This window comes from Pseudomonas sp. KU43P (genome assembly GCF_033095865.1).
GTDB lineage: Bacteria > Pseudomonadota > Gammaproteobacteria > Pseudomonadales > Pseudomonadaceae > Aquipseudomonas.
On record NZ_AP019365.1, the window covers coordinates 3801690 to 3824678 of the forward strand.

Annotated in this window: 2 protein-coding genes (1 of these 2 cut by a window edge); both read right to left on the reverse strand. The window is 69.2% G+C overall.

Annotation, left to right across the window (positions count from 1 at the left end):
* Positions 1-14106 (reverse strand): non-ribosomal peptide synthase/polyketide synthase, encoded by a 14106-nt coding sequence (locus tag KU43P_RS17520; protein WP_317658691.1) that lies wholly within the window; start codon positions 14104-14106, stop codon positions 1-3.
* Positions 14103-22989, reverse strand: partial view of a non-ribosomal peptide synthetase gene (locus tag KU43P_RS17525; RefSeq protein ID WP_317658692.1) — the 3' portion only. Its footprint extends 2000 nt past the window's final position; only the last 8887 of its 10887 coding nucleotides appear in the window; the start codon falls outside the window, past its right edge; the stop codon is at positions 14103-14105. Before KU43P_RS17525 ends, KU43P_RS17520 begins: the two co-directional genes overlap by 4 nt.

Genomic DNA, 22989 nt, shown 5'->3' on the forward strand with positions numbered 1-22989 from the left:
TCATGCCGGCCGCTCGCACAGGTTGATCAGTTCGTGCAACTGGGCCTGGAAGGCATCCATCAGGCCTTGCACGGTTTCCGGGCGGTAGCGCTTGCAGCTGTAGATGCAGCGCATGTTCAACTGGCCGTGCTCGACCTGGCCGATGATTTCCAGCCAGTTGGCCAGCGGTGCCAGCGGGCTGTGGAAGTCGCCCAGGCTTTCGGGGGCGGCACCGAACAACGCCTGCCCGTCGGCCCTCTGGTCCAGTTGCCCCAGGTAGTTGAAGGTAATACGCGGCTGCGCAAGGCCTGCCAGGGCTTCGCGCACCTCGGTGCGGCCCAGGTAGCGCAGCACGCCATAGCCCAGGCCGCGCCCCGGCACCCGCGCCAGTTGCTCGCGCACTGCCCGCAACGACTCGCCCGGCGTGCCGCTGCCCGGCTGCAGGTGCAACGGGAACAGGCTGGTGAACCAGCCCACGGTGCGGCTCAAGTCCAGTTCGTCGTACAGGTCTTCGCGGCCATGCCCCTCAAGCTGCACCAGCATGGAACCGGCCTGGCTCCAGCGGCACACTGCCCGCGACAGCGCCGTCAGCAGCAAGTCGTTGATCTGCACCTGCAGGGCCGCTGGCGCGGCCTTGAGCAAGCGCTGGGTCGCTTCGGCGTCCAGGTGCATGTGCGCCTCGGTCCGCGTGCCCACCAGGTTGCGCCCGCGCGGGTTGTCCACGGGCAGCTCGGCCGGCACATCGCCGCCCAGTTGCTGCTGCCAATAGCCCAGCTCGGCTTCGCCCTCTGGGCTGCGCGCCAGCTGTTGCAGGCGTTGGGCCCAATCGCGGTAGCGACTGGACGGCGTTGGCAGCTGGGCCGACTGGCCGCTGCTGGCGGCCTGGTAAGCCGCCAGCAGGTCTTCGACCAGTACCTGCCACGACACCCCATCCACTGCGAGGTGGTGCACCACCAGCAGCAGCCGCTCGCCGCCTTCGGCCAGGCGTGCATGCAACACCCGCAACAGCGGCCCCTGGGTCAGGTCAAGGCTGCGCTGGGCGCGCTGGATAGCAGCCTCCATCGCGGCGCTGTCGGCCAGTTGTTCCTGCCACAACACCGGCACCTGGGCAGCCTCCTCGAGGCTGGCGTAGCGCTGCGACCAACCGCTTGCGCCTTCGACGAAGCGCAGGCGCAGTGCCTCGTGGCGCACCAGCAGTTGCTGCACGGCCAGTTGCAGCGCGTCCTCTTGTAGCGGTTGCAGCACGTCCAGCAGCAGCGCCTGGTTGAAGTGTCCGCGCTCCGGCATCGGCACCTCGAACAGCCATTGCTGGATCGGCAGCAGGTTGAACAGTTCACCCTCGGGCAATACCACCTCGGCCACCGGCGCGACCGCAACTTGCTCGGCCTCGAGCAACTGGGCGATCGTCGGCCGGCGCATCAGGTCGCGCAAGCGGATTTCCCGCTGCAACCCTGGGTGGTTACGCACCCTCGACACCACTTGCAGGCTGAGGATCGAGTCGCCGCCCAGCTCGAAGAAGTTGTCCTCGACCCCGACCCGCTCGACACCCAGCACCGCTTGCCAGATACCGGCCAGCACGTGCTCCTCTTCGGTGCGCGGGGCGACGAAGGTGCTGTCCTGGCCGATCACTGGCGCCGGCAGGGCGAGCCGGTCGACCTTGCCGTTGGCGTTCAGCGGCAGTGCCTCCAGCACCACCACGTGGGCCGGCACCATGTAGTCGGGCAAGCACGCACGCAGGCGCTGGCGTAGCGATTCGCCCAGCGTTTCGCTGGCCTCGGCAGCCACATAGGCCACCAGTTGCTTGCCACCCTGGCTGTCGCGGGCCACCACCACCGCACTGTGCACGTCCGGTTGCTCGCGCAGGCGTGCTTCGATCTCACCCAGCTCGATGCGGAAGCCGCGTACCTTGACCTGGTGGTCGAGGCGGCCGAGGTAGTCGAACGTGCCATCGGCGCGGCGACGTACCAGGTCGCCGGTGCGATACAGCCGCCCGCCCGTGCTGAACGGGTCGGCGACGAAGCGCTCGGCCGTCAGGCCAGGGCGGCCATGGTAACCGCGGGCCAGGCCTTCACCGCCGATGTAGAGCTCGCCCGCCACCCCTTCGGGCACCGGGTTGAGCTCGACATCCAGCACGTGCAAGGTGCGCGCACCGACGCGCTCGCCGATGGGAGCGTAGGCGGCGCCGCAGACGGTATCGCCCTCGGCCTTCCACAGCAGCGGCGTGATCACCGTTTCGGTCGGGCCATAGCCATTGATGATCGCCCGCGGGCGCAAGGCTGCGCGGGCACGCTCGAAGGCTGCATCCGGCACCGCGTCGCCACCGAAGCAGTAGACCCGCACCGGTGGCGCCGTGCCGTCGGCCTCGGCCTGGCTGGCCAGGGCCTGCAGGTAGGCCGGTGGGAACGCTGCCACGGTGACGCCGTGGCGGGCCATGGCGGCCAGGGTCTGTTCCGGGGTCCACAGCTCGTCGTCGCGCACCAGTACGCTGCCGCCGAACAGCAGCGGCACCAGCCAGCGCTCATGGGCGCCGTCGAAGGCAAACGACATGAAGTGCAGCTCGCGGTCCGACGGGCTCATGCCGTAGCGCTCGCCGATCGCCTCGCAGTGCATGGCCAGCGGGCCGTGAGCCACGGCCACGGCCTTGGGCTGGCCGGTGGAGCCGGAGGTATAGATCAGGTAGGCCAGGCTGTCGGCATGCAGTGCTACGTCAGGGGCCGTGGCCGGCAGGTCATCCAGCAGCAGGCTGTCGAGGTCGGCGCGGGGCACGTCGGCCAGTGCCGGCAACTGCTCCTTCAGGCTGGAATGGGTCAGCAGCAGGTGCATGCCCGAATCGCGCATGATGAACGCAAGGCGCTCCACCGGGTGACGCGTGTCCAGCGGCAGATAGGCAGCGCCGCACTTGAGCACCGCCAGCAGCGCAACCGGCCAGTCGGTAGAGCGCGGCAGCGCCACGCCCACCACTGTTTCCGGCCCCGCCCCTTGTGCGCGCAGCCAGTGCGCCAGGCGGTTGGCCCTGGCCTCCAGCGCGGCGAAGCTCAGGCGCTGCTCGCCGCACAGCACGGCGTCCCAGTCAGGGCTGCGGCGTGCCCATTCGGCGATGCCCTGGGTCACCCTCGGCAGGTTGCGTCGGGCCGGCAGGCGATTGGCCTCGGCCCGCGCCTGCAGTTCGTCCTCATCGAGCATGGCCAATGCGCCCAACGGGCGGTCGGCGCCCTCGCAGAAGCCTTCGAGCAACTGTTCCAGATGGCGCCGTATGCCCTCTACCTCGGCCAGGTTGAAGTGCTGGCGCAGGAACATGTACTCGATTTCCAAGGTGTCACCGAGGGTGACCATGAGGTCCATGGCGTAGTTGGTCACGCCATGGCCGCGCACGGTTTCGAACTGCAACTCACCGTCGTCCCACTCGCTGAGCAGGCTGTCTACCGGCTGGTTCTCGAACACCACGATGCTGTCGAACAGCGCCTGTCCGCCGCGGCCGGCCCAGCGCTGCACTTGGCTCAGAGGCGTGTGCTCGTGCTCCCGGGCTGTCAGGTTGTAGGCCTGCAGTTCCTGCAGCCAGTCGCCCAACTGCTGCTCGGGGCGTGGCGCCTGGACGATCGGCACGGTGTTGATGAACAGCCCCAGGGTGTCCTGGGCCCCCGGCAGCTCTGCCGGGCGGCCCGACACGGTGGCACCGAAGGCCACGCAGCGCTGCCCGGTGTAGCGCTGCAGCAACAGCAACCAGGCCGCCTGCACCAAGGTGTTGAGGGTGACACGCTGGCTGCGGGCGAACTGTTTCAGGCGCTCGCTGCGCACCGAATCCAGGTGGCTGTAGATCGCCTGGTGGCCTGACTCGCCACGCTCACCGGCCAATGCCTGGGCGAGGAAGGTGGGTTCTTCCAGCGCTTGCAGGCGCTCACGCCAGAATCGCTCGCTGACCAGCGGATCGCGGGTCTGCAGCCAGTCAAGGTAGTCGCGATAGCGGCCTGGGGCCGGTAGTGGCTGGCCCAGGTAGCGACGCAGCACCTGGCCGATCAGCAACGACAAGCTCCAGCCGTCCAGCAGCAAGTGGTGGTAGGTCCACACCAGCCGGTAACGACGCGGGCCCAGTTGCACGAACAGCAACCGCTGCAATGGCGCCTGGGCCAGGTCGAAGCCACGTTCGCGCTGCTCGCGAGCGACCGCCTCGGCCTGTTCGGTGGTGGGCGTGCGGCCTTGCCAGTCAAGCTGCTCCACCGGCAGGCTGACGCTGCGGTGGATCACCTGCATGGCATCGGCGAAGCCTTGCCAGACGAAGCTGGCACGCAGGCTGTCGTGGCACCCGCTGACCTCGTTCCAGGCGGCGATGAAGCGCGCGGCGTCCAGGCCGTCGATCACTACATCCAACTGGTTGACGTACAGGTCGGTGCCACTGTCCAGCGCGTGGAACAGCATGCCTTGTTGCATCGGTGACAACGGCATGATGTCTTCCACAGTGTCCAGCGAGGCCGGCAGTGCCGCGCGTTCGGTTTCGCTCAGGCTGGTGAGGTCCAGGCGGGTCACGGACAACGCGGTGGCGTGCTCCAGCGGCTGCGCCTGGGCGGCCAGGGCGCGCACGCTCTGGTGCATGAACAGGTCGCGCGGGGTCAGTGCCAGGCCCACTTCACGGGCGCGGGCAACCACTTGCACCGAGACGATGGAGTCGCCGCCCAGCTCGAAGAAGTTGTCCTCGGCACCTACCTGCGGCAGGTTCAGCACCTGTTGCCAGATCGCGGCCAGGGTGCACTCCACATCGCCCTGCGGCGCCACGTGCGCGCGCACCTGCAGCTCCGGCTCAGGCAGTGCCTTGCGGTCGAGCTTGCGGTTCGGCGTCAGCGGCATGCGCTCCAGGCGCATCAGCCGCGCCGGCACCATGTAGTCTGGCAGTTGCGCCTGCAGCCGCTCGCGCAGGGGCGCCAGCAGCGCCTCGTCGTCGGCCACCACGTAGCCCACCAGTTGCCCCTGGCGCGCCACCACGGCGGCTTCGCGCACACCCGGTGCGGCCAGCAGGCAGGCTTCGATTTCCCCCAGTTCGATACGGAAACCGCGGATCTTCACCTGCTGGTCGATGCGACCCAGGTATTCCAGTGCGCCATCGGCGCGGCGGCGCACCAGGTCGCCGGTACGGTACAGGCGCTGACCGCTGCCGAACGGGTCGGCCACGAATCGCTCGGCGGTCAGGCCTGGGCGGTCGTGGTAACCACGGGCCAGGCCTTCGCCGCCGATGTACAGCTCGCCCGCCACACCCAACGGCAACGGTTCGAGGTCGTCATCCAGCACATGCAACGCCGTGTGGGCCAGGGCTTCGCCCAGCATCACCGGCTGCTGCCCTTGCAGGTGGCAGCGGGCCGACCACACCGAAGTTTCGGTCGGGCCATAGAGGTTCCACAGGCCGCCCGCCACGGCGATCAGACGCTCGGCAAGGTCCGTCGGCAGCGCTTCACCGCCACACAGCACCTGGCGCCCGGCCAGCGCCGGCAGGCGTGGGTGGTCGGCCAGCATGCGCCAGGTCGAGGGCGTGGCCTGGATCGCGGTGACCTGCTGCTGTTCGATCTGCGCCCACAGGCGCTCCGGGTCGCGCGCCGTGTCACGGTCCACCAGCACCACGCTGGCGCCGAGTGTCAGGGGCAGGTACAGCTCCAGCACGGCAATGTCGAACGACAGCGACGTCAGCGCCAGCATGCGCCCATCGGCGGCCAGGCCCGGGGCCTGCGCCATGCTGGCCAGGAAGTTGCCCACGCCCGCGCGGCGCACGGCCACGCCCTTGGGCTTGCCGGTGGAACCGGAGGTGTAGATCACGTAGGCCAGGTGGTCGCCCCGGGCCTGCAGCGACGGGTTGCTGTCACGGCCATCTTCGGCCATTTGATCCAGCCACCAGCACTCGGCTGCGGCGCCCAGCGCCTGCAGCGCCGGTTGCAGTGAGCGTTGGCTCAGCAGCAGCGGCGCGCGGCTGTCGTCGCGCATGTGACGCAGACGTTCGGCCGGGAACTCGGGGTCCAGCGGCACATAGGCGCCACCGGCCTTGAGCACCGCCAGCAACGCCACCAGCAGTTGCGGGGTACGTTCCAGGCAAACACCTACGCGCACATCCGGGCCTACGCCGGCAGCCTGCAGGCGGTGGGCCAGCTGGTTGGCGCGGCGGTTCAGCTCGGCGTAACTCAACGCCATTTCGCCCTGACGCACGGCAATGGCTTCAGGCACACGGGCAGCCTGCTGCTCGAACCGCTCGACCAGGTCGAAGGCGCCGATGCCGTGGCTGCTGGCAGCACCCGCCGCCAATAGCGCCTGGCGCTCGGCACCGGTCAGCGAAGACACCTGCGCGAGCGGCAAGCCCGGCTGCTCCAGCAAGGCTTCCAGCAGGTGCAGGAAGTGTCCGGCCAGGCGTTCAACGCTGGCCCGCTCGAACAAATCACTCGCATAGTTGAAGGTGAAGGTGAACGCCCCCTCCCCCTGCTGGTCGACGAACAACCCCAGGTCCACCTGGGCGGTGCGTCGCTCCTGATCCAGGCTGCTCATGCGCAGCCCGGCCAGCTGGTCGCGCAGTGCCACGTCGTGGCGTTGCAGGCTGAACAGCACCTGGAACAGCGGGTTGTGGCTGAGGCTTCGCTCCGGTTGCAGCGCCTCGACCAGTTGCTCGAAGGGCAGATCCTGATGGGCCTGGGCCGCCAGCACGGTATCGCGCACCTGCTGCAGCAGCGCACTGAACGGCTGCGTCGTGTCGATGCGGGTGCGCAGCACCTGGGTATTGACGAACAGGCCGATCAACCCCTCGCACTCGGCGCGCGTGCGGTTGGCCACCGGCACACCGACGCACAGGTCGTCCTGGCGGGAATGGCGCTGCAGCAGCACATTGAAGGCCGCCAGCAGCAACATGAACGGCGTCACCTGCTGCGCCTGGGCCTGCTGCTGCACGCGCGAGGCAAGGCCGGCCGCAAGTGTCTGGCTGACGCTGGCGCCGCGGTAGCTCTGCTGTGCCGGGCGCGGGTGGTCGGCGGGCAGTTCGAGGATGCGTGGGGCATCTGCCAACTGCGAGTGCCAGTATTCCAGCTGGCGTTTGCCTTCTCCGCCCGCCAGCCAGTCGCGCTGCCACAAGGCATAGTCAACATACTGGATCGGCAACGCTGCCAGGTTGGCCGGCTGGCCGCTGCACTCGGCCGCGTAGAGCTGGCCCAGTTCGCGTACCAGAATGTCCATCGACCAGCCATCGCCGACCATGTGGTGCAGGGTCAGCAGCAGGTGGTGGCGCTGGCGGTCCAAACGCAGCAAGCGGCCACGCAGCACCGGGCCGTGCACCAGGTCGAACGGTGCCTGGGCCTGGGCTGCGCGCAATGCCTGGGCCTGGCTGGCCGGCTCGGCGGCGCCGCGCAGGTCGCTGTACGGCAGCTGGAAGTCGCCCGCCGGCAATACGTGCTGATACACCTCGCCGCCCTCGCTTGGGAAGCAGGTACGCAAGGCCTCATGGCGCGCCAGCAAGCCGTTGAAGGCGCGCTCCAGGGCCGTGCGGTCCAGTTCGCCGTCCAGCTCCAGGGCCACCGGCATGTTGTAGGCATCGCTCTGTGGGTCCAGCTGCCAGAGGAACCACATGCGCTGCTGGGCAAACGACAGCGCCGGCTGTGCCGTGCGCTCACGGCGTTGCGGCCCACCGGCCACCTGACCGCGGCTGCGCGCCAGGACCTGGGCCAGGCCGGCCACCGTCGGGGAGTCGAACACTGCACGCAGGGCCAGCTCCACGCCGAACACTTCACGCACCTTCGATACCACGCGCACGGCCAGCAGCGAATGCCCGCCGATCTCGAAGAAGTCGTCGTCACGCCCCACCCGCTCCACACCCAGCAAAGCCTGCCAGATGCCCGCCAGGGCCGTTTCGCGTTCGCCCTGTGGGGCACTGAACTGACGCGCCTGCCATTGCGGGGCCGGCAATGCCTTGCGGTCCAGCTTGCCGTTGGGGCTCAGCGGCATCGCCTCCAGGTATACCAGCAGCGCCGGCACCATATAGTCCGGCAGGTGCTCGCGCACGCCTTCGCGCACCGCATCCAGCAGGCCCTGTGGCTCGGCCTGCGGCGCATCGCTGGTGAGATAGGCCACCAACTGCGCACCACCGGCCTGCTGCCAGGCCAGCACGACTGCCTCGCGCACCCCCGGCTGCTCCAACAGACGCGCCTCGATCTCGCCCAGTTCGATGCGCAGGCCGCGCAGTTTGACCTGATGGTCGATGCGACCGACGTAATCGATCACGCCGTCCGCACGCCAGCGCGCCAGGTCACCCGTGCGGTACATGCGCTCGCCCGGTGCGCCGAACGGGTTGGCGACGAAGCGCTCGGCGGTCAGCCCGGCGCGCCGCAGGTAGCCGCGGGCCAGGTTGTGGCCGGCGATGTACAGTTCGCCCGCCACCCCAACCGGCACCGGCTGCAACTGGGCGTCCAGAATCATCAGCTGGGTATTGGCGATCGGTCGACCGATCGGCACGCTGTGCCGGCCCGGCTCATCCAGGCAATGCCAGTAGCTGACATCGATGGCCGCTTCCGTGGGCCCGTACAGGTTGTGCAGCGCGCCGCCATGGTGCTGCTGGAATTGCTGCTGCAATTCATGGGGCAACGCTTCGCCGCTGCACATCACCTGGCGCAGGCTGGTGCAGGCCGCCAGCTCGCCGGCAGCGATGAACGCCTGCAGCATCGACGGCACGAAGTGCAACGTGGTGATGCCCTGCTCGACGATCACCTGGCGCAGCTGAGCCGGGTCGCGGTGGGCGCCGGGGGCAGCCATCACCAGGGTGGCGCCGGTGAACCAGGGCCAGAAGAACTCCCACACCGACACGTCGAAGCTGAATGGGGTTTTCTGCAGCACACGGTCGTCGCCGCCCAGCGCGTAGGCGTCCTGCATCCATTGCAGACGGTTGAGCAGGCCGGCGTGATGGTTGCCCACGCCCTTCGGGCGGCCGGTGGAACCGGAGGTGTAGATGCAATAGGCCAGGCTGTGCGGCCGGTAGTCGATGACCGGTGGGTGATCAGGCTGGGCATCGACCTCTGCCCAGTCGCGGTCCAGGCACCACACCTTCGCCTCGCTGGCCGGCAGGCGGCTCAACAGCGCGTGCTGGGTCAGCAACAGCGGCACCTGGCTGTCTTCGAGCATGAAGGTCAGGCGCTCGGCCGGGTAGTCTGGGTCCAGCGGCAAGTACGCGCCGCCGGCCTTGACGATGGCCAGCAGGGCGATAGCCAGTACCGCCGAACGCTCGGCGAACACCCCGACTCGCACATCGCAGCCCACTCCTTGGCTGCGCAGCCAGTGGGCCAGGCGGTTGCTGCGGGCTTCCAGCTCGGCGTAGCTGAAGCGGCGTTCGCCATCGACCAAGGCGCAGGCCAGTGGCGTGCGTTCGGCCTGCTGGCGGATCAGCTCGGGCAGCATCGGCCGGTCGGCGTAATCGCGGGCAGTGGCGTTCCAGCCGTGCAGCAACTGCTCGCGCTCGCCTTCGGCCAGCAGCGCCAGGCGCTCCAGGGCCTCGTCCGGGTTCTGGGCGATGGCCGCCAGCAAGTGCTGGAAGTGCCCGGCCAGGCGCTCGATGGTGGCCTGCTCGAACAGGTCGGTGGCATAGCCGAAGCTACCCGACAGCTGGCCGTCGGCGTGCTCGCGGGTGTCGAGGACCAGGTCGAACTGGGTGCTGCGCCGGGCGCTGTGCAGCGGCTCGACGCCAAGGCCAGGGAGCGCCAGGCTGTCCAGCCCGATACTGCGGTCGTGGTTGAACAATACCTGGAACAGCGGGTTGTGACTGAGGCTACGCTGCGGTTGCAGGGCCTCCACCAGTTGCTCGAAAGGCAGGTCCTGATTGGCCTGGGCATCGAGCACATGCTCGCGGGCCTGGGCCAGCAACTGATTGAACGAGCCCTCGCCGTCCACCTGCAAGCGCAGCACCTGGGTGTTGACGAAGAAGCCCACCAGGTGCTCGGTCTCCTGCTGCTGGCGCCCGCCAATGGGCAGGCCGATGCGCAGGTCGCACTGGCCGCTGTAGCGCATCAGCAAGGTGCCGAAGGCCGCCAGCAGCAGCATCGAAAGCGAACTGCCGCGTGCCTGCGCCAATTGCTGCAGCTGTTGCGCCAGGGCCGGTGCCACGGCAAATCCGACACTGTCGCCGCGCAGGCTCTGCTGCGCCGGGCGCGGATGGTCCAGCGGCAGCTCCAGCAGCGGGTGCTCGTGGCCCAGATGGGCGCGCCAGTAGGCCAACTGACGCTCGCATTCGCCGCTGGCCAGCCACTGACGCTGCCAGACCGCGAAGTCGGTGTACTGCACGGTCAGCGCCGGGAGTACCGCGTCTCGACCTTCTTGGGCGGCCTGATAGCAGGCGGCGAACTCGTCCAGCAGCAGCTTGACCGAAGCGCCGTCGGCGATGATGTGGTGCAGGGTCAGCACCAGCACATGCTCTTCGCTGCCCAGTCGCAGCACCTGAATGCGCATGAGCGGGCCACAGGCCAGATCGAAGGGCGCAGCGCCCTCCTCGGCCAGGTAATCCATCAGCCGTGCTTCGCGGGCATCGGTCGGCAAATGCTCAAGGTTCACCTCCTGCAGCGCCAGCGCAGGGTTGGCGAGCACCTGCTGGCGCACCTGCTCGCCATCGTCGATGAACACCGTGCGCAACGCCGCGTGGCGCGCCTGCAGCTGCTCGAACGCCGCACGCACTGCAGCCAGCGCAAGCGGGCCACGCAGGCGCAGGCCGCCGCTGATGTTGTAGGCCGCGCTCTCCGGGGCCAATTGCCAGAGGAACCACAGCCGCTGCTGGTTGAACGACAGCGGCACACCGCCTTCGTGGGCCACGGCCTGCAACGCCGGGGCACGGGCCTGGGTGCCTGCAGCCAGCATGGCCAGCGCCAGGTCACGCAGGCACGGGGTGTCGAACAGCTGGCGCACCGGCATGTCGATGCCCAGGCGCTTCTTCACCCGCGCCACCACCTGCACCGCCAGCAGCGAATGGCCGCCCAGCTCGAAGAAGTGGTCCAGCGCACCGACCTGCTGCAACCCCAGGACCTCGCCCCAGACCTGGGCCAGCAGTTGCTCGTGCTCACCCTCGGGGGCCTGGTAGCCGTTGTTGTCGCGCTGCCATACCGGCTCCGGCAGTTGGTTGCGGTCCAGCTTGCCATTGGCATTGCGTGGCAGCTGGGCCAGCACCATCACCCGCGCTGGCACCATGTAGTCGGGCAGTTGCTCGCGCAGCAGCTGGCGCAGTTCGCTGCCCAGCTGCGGGTCGTCGGCGGCCACGTAGGCCACCAGTTGCTTGCCGCCCACGGACTCGCGGGCCACCACCAGCGCTTCGCGCACCCGCGCATCGGCGCGCAGGCGCGCCTCAATCTCGCCTGGCTCGATGCGAAAACCACGCACCTTGATCTGGTGATCCGCGCGGCCCAGGTAGTCGATGATGCCGTCGGCACGCTGGCACACCAGGTCGCCGGTGCGATACAGCCGCCCGCCCGGGGTGCCGAACGGGTCGGCGATGAAGCGCTCGGCGGTCAGTCCCGGGCGCTGGAAATAGCCCCGGGCCAGGCCTTCGCCCCCCAGGTAGAGCTCACCGCACACGCCGGTGGGCACCGGGTTCAGGTCGCCATCAAGCACCCACACGCTACGTGCGCCGACGCGGTCGCCGATGGGCGCGTAGCCGGCCTGGCAGTGGTCGGCGGGGCCGGCCTTCCAGATCATCGGCGTGACCACGGTTTCGGTGGGGCCATAGCCGTTGATGATCCAGGCCGGACGCAGCACCTGGCGCACCTGCTCGAAGCTGGCATGGGGCACGGCGTCGCCACCGAAGCAGTACACGCGCACCGCCGGCACATCGTCGCGGCCTTCGGCGTGCTCGGCAATCTGTTGCAGGTAGGCCGGCGGGAACGCCGCCACTGTCACGCCGAAGCGGCCCATGGCCTGGTAGGTCTGTTCCGGGGTCCACAAGCTGTCATCGCGCAGCACCAGGCTGGCGCCATGGGTCAGGGCGGTCAGCCAGCGCTCGTGGGCACCGTCGAAGGCGAACGACATGAAGTGCAGCTCGCGGTCGGCGGGGGTCATCTCGTAGCGCACGCCGATGGTGCGGCAGTGCATGGCCAGCGGGCCATGGGCCACGGCCACGCCCTTGGGCAGGCCGGTGGAGCCGGAGGTGTAGATCAGGTAGGCCAGGTTGCCTGGGTGCGGCGCCACGGCCGGTGCTTCGGCCGGCAGCGCGTCCAGGTCGAGCAGGTCGAGGTCGAGCCGCTGTACACCTTCGGGCAACGCTGCTCGGCGCGGATCGCGGCTGTCACTGATCAGCCAGGCCAGGCCCGCGTCGCGAATCTGATAGGCCAGGCGCTCCTGGGGGTAGTCAAGGTCCAGGGGCACGTAGGCGGCGCCGGTCTTGAACACCGCCAGCAGCGCCACCAGTAGCTGTGGCGAGCGCGGCAGGCCCACGCCCACGCGCAGCTCCGGGCCGACGCCCTGGGCGCACAGCTGCTGGGCCAGCTGGTTGGCACGGCGATCCAGCTCGGCGAAGCTCAGTACCTGCTCGCCACAGCGCACCGCCGGTGCGTCGGGTGTGCGCTGGGCCCAACCGGCGATCAGTTCGTGGACCAGCGGCTCATGGGCCGTGACTTCGGGCAGGGCGTTCCACGCCTGCAACTGCGCCCAGGCCTCTGGTTCGTGCAGTTCGAAGTCACACACCCGGGCTTGGGGTTGCTCGGCGATCTGCGCCAGCAAGGCCTCGAAATGCCGGCGCCAGCGCTCGATGCTGGCGGCGCTGAACAGGTCGGTGGCGTAGCTGATCTCGCAACGCAGCCGGCCGGCGGAATCCTCGGCGGTGTCCAGGGCCAGGTCGCAATCCACCGCGCGCATCAGCGGTGCCAGCGACTCCATGGCCACGCCATCGAGGGCCTGCAGGGCATCGGTGTCATGCCACTGGTGGTTGTAGATCACCTGGAACAGCGGGTTGTGGCTCAGGCTGCGGGTCGGCGCCAGGGCCTCGACCAGCTGTTCGAACGGCAGGTCCTGGTGGGCCTGGTCGGCCAACGCGCCCTGGCGCACCCGGGCCAGCACACTGTCGAAGCTGTCGCGGCCATCGAGTTCGGTACGCATCACCAAGGTGTTGACGAAGAAGCCGATCAGGCGTTGGCTTTCGCCGTTGCCACGCCCGGCCACCGGCACGCCGACGCGCAGGTCGGGCTGCCCGGTGTAGCGGTACAGCTGTACCTTGAACGCCGCCAGCAACAGCATGAACAGTGTCGCGCCATGGGCCTGGGCGACCTTGCGCAGCGCCCCGGCCAACGCCTCGGGCAGGTCGAAGCAGAGCACCGCGCCCTGCCCGCTGGGGCGCGCCGGGCGTTGGTGATCGGCGGGCAGTTCCAGGGTCGGCGCCTCGCCACCCAGGCGCTGCAGCCAGTATTCCAACTGGCGCTCGCCCTCCCCGGCCGACAGCAGCTTGCGCTGCCAGGCGGCGCAATCGGCGTATTGTGCGGTCAGCACCGGCAGTTCGCTGCCAGTGCCACGGCAATGGGCGTTGTAGCCGCGGGTGAACTCATCCACCAGCAGGTTCATCGACCACCCATCGGCGACGATATGGTGCACGCCCAGCAGCAAGCGGTAGTGCTCGGCGCCCAGGCGCAGCAAGGTCACCCGCAGCAAGGGGCCCGCCGCCAGGTCGTACGGGGTGATGGCGCAGGCCATGCCCAGTTGCTCGGCACGGGCCTCGCGCTCGGGCGCCGGCAACGCGGTCAAATCTTCATAGGCCAAATCCAGCTCGGCCTCGGGCTCGATCAGCAACTGCGGCTGGCCTTCCACCTCGTGGAAACGGCTGCGCAGGTTCTCGTGACGGGCGACGATGGCGCGCAGCGAGGCGGCCACCGCCTCGGGGTCTACTGGCCCGTTCAGTTGCACGGCGCGGTGCAGGTTGTAGGTCGCTGCCTGGGGATCGAGCTTCCAGATGAACCACTGCCGGCTCTGCGCCGCCGACAGCGCCAGGGCGCCATCGCGGGGCAGGCTCGGCACCGGCAGCCGGCGCACGTTGACACCGGCGGCCACCAGCTTGGCCAGGAACAGTTGCTGCTTGTCCTGCGGCAGTTGCGACAGGCGAGCGCCGATGGCCAGCAACTCGCGGTCCTGCGCCGCTACCTTGGGTTCGAGGACACTACTCATTCAGCCTGCTCCAGTTCTTCCAGCAAATCGTTCATGAAATCCACTTCCAGCAAATCGTCAGCGGCCGGCGGCGCGCTCTCCAGCCGTGCGGCAAGGGCGCCGACGCTGGGGTGATCGAAGAACTCGTGCATCGCCAGGTCCACGCCCAGCACCTCGCGCACCCTCGACACCAGCCGGGTGAGCAGCAGCGAGTGGCCGCCCAGTTCAAAGAAGTCGTCGGTGCTGCCCACCCGCTCCAGCCCCAGGACTTCGCACCAGATCGCCGCCAGCTGGCGCTCCAGCGCGGTGGCCGGCTCCACGTGCTGACGGGCCTGCCAGTCGGGGGCAGGCAGGGCCTTGCGGTCGAGCTTGCCGTTGGGGGTCAGCGGCATCTGCGCCAGCACCAGCACCTGGGACGGCACCATGTAGTCCGGCAGCGCCGCCTGCAGCGCCTGCTTGAGCTGTGCCGCCAGCTGCGGCGCATCGTCCGCCTCTGCATAGCCCACCAGCACCGTACCGGCCGGGCCCGGGCGCGCCACCACCGCCGCCTCGCGCACACCGGCGCAGCGACGCAGGCAGGCCTCGATCTCGCCCAGCTCGATACGGTGGCCGCGGATCTTCACCTGCTGGTCGATACGCCCGATGTACTCCAGCGCTTTGCCGCGCCAGCGCACCAGGTCACCGGTGCGGTACAAACGCCCGCCCGCGGTACCGAACGGGTCGGCGACGAAGCGTTCGGCGGTCAACCCCGGACGGCGGTGGTAACCACGGGCCAGGCCCGCACCGCCGATGTACAGCTCGCCGGCCACGCCGTCGGCGGCCGGCTCCAGGCTGTCGTCCAACACATGCAGCGAGGTGCCGGCGATGGCTTCGCCGAGCAACACCTGCGCTGCCTGCTGCCCCAGACGCATGCGCGCCGACCAGATGGTGGTCTCGGTGGGGCCGTAGAGGTTCCACAACTCCCCCACCACGCCTTGCAGCCGCGCCGCCAGGTCACCGGCCAGTGCCTCGCCGCCGCACAAGGCGCGCAGCCCTTGCAGGCTGGCGAAGCGCGGGTGTTCGGCGAGCATGCGCCAGTTCGACGGCGTCGCCTGCACGCAGCCCACGCCCTGGGCTTTGATGAAGTCCAGCAGCCGGCCGGCGTCGCGCGCCATGGTACGGTCAGCCATGACCACGCTGGCGCCTTGCAGCAGCGGTAAGTACAGCTCCAGCGCGGCGATGTCGAACGACAGCGAGGTCAGCGCCAGCATCTTTTCGCCGCTGGCCAGCCCTGGCGCCTCGGCCATGCTCAGCAGGAAGTTGGCCAGCGCGCCGTGGCGCACCGCCACACCCTTGGGCAGGCCGGTGGAGCCGGAGGTGTAGATCACATAAGCCAGTTGCTCGGGGTCGATGCTCGGCAACGCTGTCGACTCGTCGCCAGCCAGTGCCAGCTGATCGAGGCACCAGCGTTGCTGGCCGGCGGCCGCCTCTGGCAGTTGAGGGAGCAATGCGCTGTGGGTGAGCAGCAGCTGTGCGCCACTGTCGTCAAGCATGTGACGCAGGCGCTGGGCCGGGAACTCCGGGTCCAGTGGCACGTAGGCGGCGCCAGCCTTGAGCACGGCAAGCAGGGTCACCAGCAGCTGCACATCGCGCTCCAGGCACACCGCCACCAGGCTGTCGGCACTCACACCGTGGGCCAGCAAGTGCCGGGCCAGGCGTGTGGAGGCTTGATCCAGGCTGGCATAGTCAAGGCTTGCCAGCCCATCGCTCACCGCGCACGGCGCGCCGGCACGGCGCACTTGGTCAGCGAACAGTGCTGGCAGCGTCAGCCCGGCACCCAGCACCGGCTGTTGCACGCTACGGGCCAGGGCATGGCTGCGGGCCTCTGCCGACAACATGGCCAATTCGCCCAGGCGCCGCTGTGGATCCCCCGGGATGCTGCGCAGCAGCTCGCCCAGGTGCTCGGCCAATTGCGTCAGCGTGGCGTGGCTGAACGCCTCGGCGCGTGCCGCCAGGTTCAGTTGCAAGCGCTCACCCGGGTTGACGGTCAAGGTCAGCGGGTAGTGAGTGGACTCGCGCTGGCTGACGCCAGTGATGCCCAGGCGCTGTATGGCCTGGCTGCGCAGGGCCGCATCCACCGGGTAGTTCTCGAACACCAGCAAGGTGTCGAACAGCGATTGCCCGGCAGTACCGGCCCAGCGCTGCACGTCGTAGAGCGGCACATGGGCGAGCTCTTGCAATGCCAAGGTTTCGTTCTGCAAGCTCTGCAGCCAGTCGCCCAGCGAGTTGTGCGCCACCGGCTCTGCGATCAACGGCAGGGTATTGATGAACAGCCCCAGCATGTCGCCGCTGCCGGCCAGTTCCGCCGGGCGCCCCGACAGGGTGGCGCCGCAGCAGACTACGCGTTGCCCGCTGTGGCGTTGCAGCAACAGCAGCCAGGCGGCCTGGACCAGGGTGTTGAGGGTGACCCGCTGGTTGCGGGCAAAGTTTGTCAGGGCCTCGGTCAGCGCCGCGTCCAGCTGCACGTCCAGGCTGTGGTAGCCGGTGCTGCCCGCAGGTACCGATGCGTTGCCGGCCAGCAGGGTCGGTGCATCGAGCTGCGCGGTGCGGGCTTTCCAGAAGGTTTCGCCGCGTTGCGAGTCCTGACGCTGCAGCCAGGCGATGTAGTCGCCATAGCGGCCAGCCGGTGCTTGCGGGGTTTCGCCCACGTAGTGACCCAGCCATTGCTCGATCAACCGCGCGCTGCTCCAGCCGTCCAGCAGCAGGTGGTGGTAGGTCCACACCAGCCGATGGCGACCGTTGGCCAGGCGCAGCAGCGCCACCCGTTGCAGGGCCGGCTCGGCCAAGTCGAATGGCAGGGCCCGCTGCTGGCTGGCGAAGGCTTCCAGTGCCTCGGGGCTGCAATCGTGGCCGCGCCAGTCATGCTCTTCCCACCGCTGGGGCACCTGGCGATAGACCAGTTGCAGCGGCTGCGTCAGGCCTTCCCAGGCGAAACCGCTGCGCAGGATGGGGTGGCGCTCGATCAGTTGCTGCCAGCCCGCGCGCAGCTGCTGCGGCTCGACATCGTCCAGGTCGAAGGCCAGCTGGTTGATGTATACGCCCTCACCGGCGCCGCTCAGGCCATGGAACAGCATGCCCTGCTGCATCGGCGACAAGGGGTAGGCGTCTTCCAGGTCTTCGCGGGCCATCGGCAACCGCGCCCGGTCGGCGGCGCACAGCTGCTCCAGACCGTTGCTGACCACGGCCGTACCGGCGGCGGTCAATTGCCCGGCCACCTTGGCCAGGCGGCGGATAGTCTGCTGCTCGAAAAGATCACGCGGGGTCAGTGCCAGGCCCGCTTCACGGGCGCGGGCAACCACTTGCACCGAGACGATGGAGTCACCGCCCAGCTCGAAGAAGTTGTCCTCGGCACCTACCTGCGGCAGGTTCAGCACCTGTTGCCAGATCGCGGCCAGGGTGCACTCCACATCGCCCTGCGGCGCCACGTGCTCGCGCACCTGCAGCTCCGGTTCAGGCAGTGCCTTGCGGTCGAGCTTGCGGTTCGGCGTCAGCGGCATGCGCTCCAGGCACATCAGCCGCGCCGGCACCATGTAGTCCGGCAGCTGCGCCTGCAGGCGCTCGCGCAGGGGCGCCAGCAGCGCCTCGTCGTCGGCCACCACGTAGCCCACCAGTTGCCCATGGCGCGCCACCACGGCGGCTTCGCGCACACCCGGCGCGGCCAGCAGGCAGGCTTCGATTTCCCCCAGCTCGATACGGAAACCGCGGATCTTCACCTGCTGGTCGATGCGACCCAGGTATTCCAGTGCGCCATCGGCGCGGCGGCGCACCAGGTCGCCGGTACGGTACAGGCGCTGACCGCTGCCGAACGGGTCGGCCACGAATCGCTCGGCGGTCAGGCCTGGGCGGTCGTGGTAACCACGGGCCAGGCCTTCGCCGCCGATGTACAGCTCGCCCGCCACACCCAACGGCAACGGTTCGAGGTCGTCATCCAGCACATGCAACGCCGTGTGGGCCAGGGCTTCGCCCAGCATCACCGGCTGCTGCCCTTGCAGGTGGCAGCGGGCCGACCACACCGAAGTTTCGGTCGGGCCATAGAGGTTCCACAGGCCGCCCGCCACGGCGATCAGACGCTCGGCAAGGTCCGTCGGCAGCGCTTCACCGCCACACAGCACCTGGCGCCCGGCCAGCGCCGGCAGGCGTGGGTGGTCGGCCAGCATGCGCCAGGTCGAGGGCGTGGCCTGGATCGCGGTGACCTGCTGCTGTTCGATCTGCGCCCACAGGCGCTCCGGGTCGCGCGCCGTGTCACGGTCCACCAGCACCACGCTGGCGCCGAGTGTCAGGGGCAGGTACAGCTCCAGCACGGCAATGTCGAACGACAGCGACGTCAGCGCCAGCATGCGCCCATCGGCGGCCAGGCCCGGGGCCTGCGCCATGCTGGCCAGGAAGTTGCCCACGCCCGCGCGGCGCACGGCCACGCCCTTGGGCTTGCCGGTGGAACCGGAGGTGTAGATCACGTAGGCCAGGTGGTCGCCCCGGGCCTGCAATGGCGGGTTGCTGTCACGGCCATCTTCGGCCAGTTGATCCAGCCACCAGCACTCGGCTGCGGCGCCCAGCGCCTGCAGCGCCGGTTGCAGTGAGCGTTGGCTCAGCAGCAGCGGCGCGCGGCTGTCGTCGAGCATGTGACGCAGACGTTCGGCCGGGAACTCGGGGTCCAGCGGCACATAGGCGCCACCGGCCTTGAGCACCGCCAGCAACGCCACCAGCAGTTGCGGGGTACGTTCCAGGCAAACACCTACGCGCACATCCGGGCCTACGCCGGCAGCCTGCAGGCGGTGGGCCAGCTGGTTGGCGCGGCGGTTCAGCTCGGCGTAACTCAACGCCATTTCGCCCTGACGCACGGCAATGGCTTCAGGCACACGGGCAGCCTGCTGCTCGAACCGCTCGACCAGGTCGAAGGCGCCGATGCCGTGGCTGCTCGCCGCGCCGGCTGCCAGCACCTTGGAGCGCTCGGCAGCGGTCAGCAGCGGCAGTTGGCCCAGCTGTCGCTCGGCGCTTTCGCACAACGCCCCCAGCAATTGCTGCAGGTGCCCGTTCAGCCGCTCGATGGCCGGCGCGTCGAAGCGCGCGCGGTCATAGCTGTAGCAGAAGCTCAATGCCTCGCCCTGGTTGACCAGCAGCATCAGCGGATAGTTACCCTGCTCACGGCTGACCAGATTGGCGAACCGTGGTCCGTCGCCCTGGCCGCCCAGCATGGCAGTGTCCAGCGGGTAGTTCTCGAATACCAGGACCTGGTCGAACAACCCCTGCCCGGCCTGACCGGCCCACCGCTGGATATCGTACAGCGCGCTGTGCTCGTGCTCGCGCACCGCCACGCCCAGGGCTTGCACCTGCTCCAGCCACTGGCCGACGGTGAGCTGCGCCACGGGGCTGGCCACGACCGGCAGGGTGTTGATGAATAGGCCCAATTGCTGCTCGATGCCCGGCAACTGCGCCGGGCGCCCGGCGACGGTGGCGCCAAAGGCCACGCAGTCCTGCCCGGTGTAGCGCTGCAACAGCAGCAGCCAGGCGGCCTGCATCAGGCTGCTCAAGGTCACCTTGTGCTGGCGGGCGAACTGCCGCAGGCGCTCGCTGGCAGTGGCCGGCAAGGTCGAGCGGTGCTCGGCGGTGCCGCTACCCGGCTGCTCCAGCGCCACGGCACCGGCCAGGGCGGTCGGCGCCTGCAGCGGCGCCAGTTGGCCGCGCCAGAACTGCTCGCTGGCATCCGCGTCGCGTTCGGCCAACCAGGCGATGTAGTCGCGGTACTGGCCCAGCGGTGTCGGCAGCGCCTGGCCTGCGTAACGCTGCATCACTTCGGCGAACAGCTGCGCCTGGCTCCAGCCGTCCAGCAACAGGTGGTGGCAGGTCCACACCAGGTGATGGCGGCCGGCGCCGGTGGCGACCAGCAGCAGGCGCATCAGCGGGGGATGCTGCAGGTCGAAGGGGCGTCGCTCGGCGACAGCCAGGGCTTCCAGGTCGCCACCACTGGTTTCGTGCCAGGCCAGCTCGACATGGCGCAGCACGGCTTGCAGCGTTTGACCCGCCGCGGTACCGACAAAGACGGTGCGCAGCGCAGCATGGCTGTCCAGCGCGGCCTGCCAGGCCGCGCGCAGGCGCGCCGTGTCCAGGCCTTCGGCATCCATGCGCACCTGGTTGATGTAGCTGCCGTCGCCAGGTTGATACAGGCTGTGGAACAGCATGCCCTGTTGCATCGGCGACAATGGGTAGAGGTCCTGCACCTGGTCGATCGGCAGCTCCAGGGCGTCGAGCTGCGCCTGGTCGAGGCCGGCCAGGGGGAAGTCCGACGGCGTGGCACCGCCGGCACCGGGGGCCAGGCAGTGGGCGACCAGCGCCTGCAATTCGTCCTCGAACAGCGCCACCAGTTGCGTCAGGCCCTGGGCATCGAGCTGTTGCGGGCTGAAGGTGAAGCCCATTTGCAGGCGGCCGTCGTTGACGCCGCCGTCGATGGACAGCCAGTTACCCAGCGGCGCGCCAGGGTCCTGGCTGTCGCCGCAGGACTGGTCGGCCCGGCGCATGCCGGCGCCGAAGCTGGCATCGAACTGCCCCAGGTAGTTGAAGGTGACGCGTGGCTGCGGCCGCGCCGCCAGTTGCGCGCGCACTTCGGCCGGAGCCAGCTGTTGCAGGAGGCCGAAGCCCAGGCCGTTGTCCGGAACCTGGCGCAACTGCTCCTTGAGGGTCTTGAGGGTGTGGCCAAGGTCGTCGCCGGCGGCCAGGCGTACCGGATAGGTCGCGGTGAACCAGCCTACGGTGCGGCTCAGGTCGAGACCGGCCAGGTGCTCTTCGCGGCCGTGGCTTTCCAGCTCCACCAGCAGCTCGTCCTGCGCGCTCCAGCGCCGCCAGGCCCGCGCCAGGGCGCACAGCAGCAGGTCGTTGACCTGGGTGCGGTAGGCGCCCGGGGCATCGCGAAGCAGCTGGCGCGTCAGTGGCTCGTCCAGTTGCATCGGCAGCGTGATGGCTTCGCCCGCCGGCGCAGGGCCGTCATGGCGGATACCGGGGAAGTCGGCCGGGGCTTCGCCCAGTTGCGCCAGCCACCAGGGCAGTTGCGCCAACGTCTCGGCAGCCTGGGCGCGCTGGCCCAGAAAGCGCGTCCAGTCGCCGAAGGCATGGCTGCGCCGTGGCAGGCTGGCGGCCGGGTTGGCCAGCAGCTGTTGCAGATCCTCCAGCACGATGCGCCACGACACACCGTCCACCACCAAGTGGTGCGCCACCAGCAGCAGTCGCTGGCCGGCGCCGCGCACGTCGATCAGCACCGCGCGCAGCAGCGGGCCGGTGGTCAGTTCGAGGCTTCGCTGGGCCTGGTCGGCAATGGTCAGCATGGCCTGCTCGTCCTCGGCCTCGCGTACCCACAGCTCGACCGCCTCGGCTTCCTCGTAGGCGGCCTGCCAGCCTTGCTCACCCTCGGTGAAGTGCAGGCTGAAGGCGTCGTGGTGGGCAACCACGGCGTTCAGCGCATGCGCCAGCTGCGTGGCAGCCAGTGGCACCTCGAGGGCCAGCAGCAGGGCCTGGTTCCAGTGCCCACGCTGCGCCATCGGCGTTGCGAAGAAGCGCTGCTGGAACGGCGTCAGGGCAATAGCCCCGCGCTCGGCACGCGCCACACCTGCACCCTGCTCTGCCAAGGGCGTCACTACCTGGGCCAGCTGGCGCAAGGTCTGGTGACGGAACAGCTCGCGGGGACCGAACTGCCAGCCAGCCTGGCGTGCGCGGCTAGCCACCTGGATAGCGATGATCGAATCGCCGCCGAGCTCGAAGAAGTTGTCCAGGGCGCCCACCGGGTCGATACCCAGCACTTCGCTCCAGATGCTGGCCAGGGCCTGCTCCACTTCGCCCTGCGGGGCGTCATAGGCTCGCTCGACCAGCACCGGTTGCGGCAGGGCCTTGCGGTCGAGCTTGCCGTTGGCACTCAGCGGCATCTGCGCCAACACGATGACCTGCGCCGGCACCATGTAGTCGGGCAGCGCTTCGCCCAGGCGCAAGCGCAAGGCATCGGCAAGACCGTCAGCGGCGTCGGCCACCACGTAGCCCAGCAGTTGTTTGCCGCCAGCAGTGGCCTCGCTGACCACCACCACCGCCTCGCTGACGGCCGGATGCTCGAGCAGGCGAGCCTCGATTTCGCCCAGCTCGATGCGCAGGCCGCGGATCTTCACCTGGTGGTCGATACGCCCCAGGTACTCCACGGCGCCGTCGTCGCGCCAGCGCGCCAGGTCACCGGTGCGGTACAACCGCCCGCCGTGGCCGAACGGGTCGGCAACGAAGCGTTCGGCGGTCAGGCTTGGGCGGCCCAGGTAGCCGCGAGCCAGGCCCACGCCACCGATGTACAACTCGCCTGGCAAGCCGCTGGCCACGGGCTGCAACTGACCGTCGAGCACGTACAGGCGCAGGTTGGCGATGGGCCGGCCGATCGGCACGCTGCCCAGGCCCGGGGCGTCGTGGCAGGCCCAGTGGCTGACGTCGATGGCCGCTTCGGTCGGGCCGTAGAGGTTATGCAGGCCGGCGTCGCTCTGGGCCAGGAAGCGCTGTTGCAGATCCAGCGGCAGTGCCTCGCCGCTGCACATCACCAGGCGCAGGTTGGGGCAGCCGGCGAGGGATTCGCTGGCCATGTAGGCTTGCAGCATCGACGGCACGAAGTGCAGCACGCTGATGCGATGGCCTGCGATCAGCGCCTTGAGCTCGGCGGGGTCGCGGTGGGCACCGGGCGGCGCCATCACCAGGGTGGCGCCAGTCATCAACGGCCAGAAGAACTCCCATACCGAGACGTCGAAACCGAACGGCGTCTTCTGCAGCACCCGGTCGCGAGCATCGAGGGCGAACGTGGCCTGCATCCACTGCAGGCGGTTGCACAGGGCGGCGTGGCTGTTGCCCGCGCCCTTC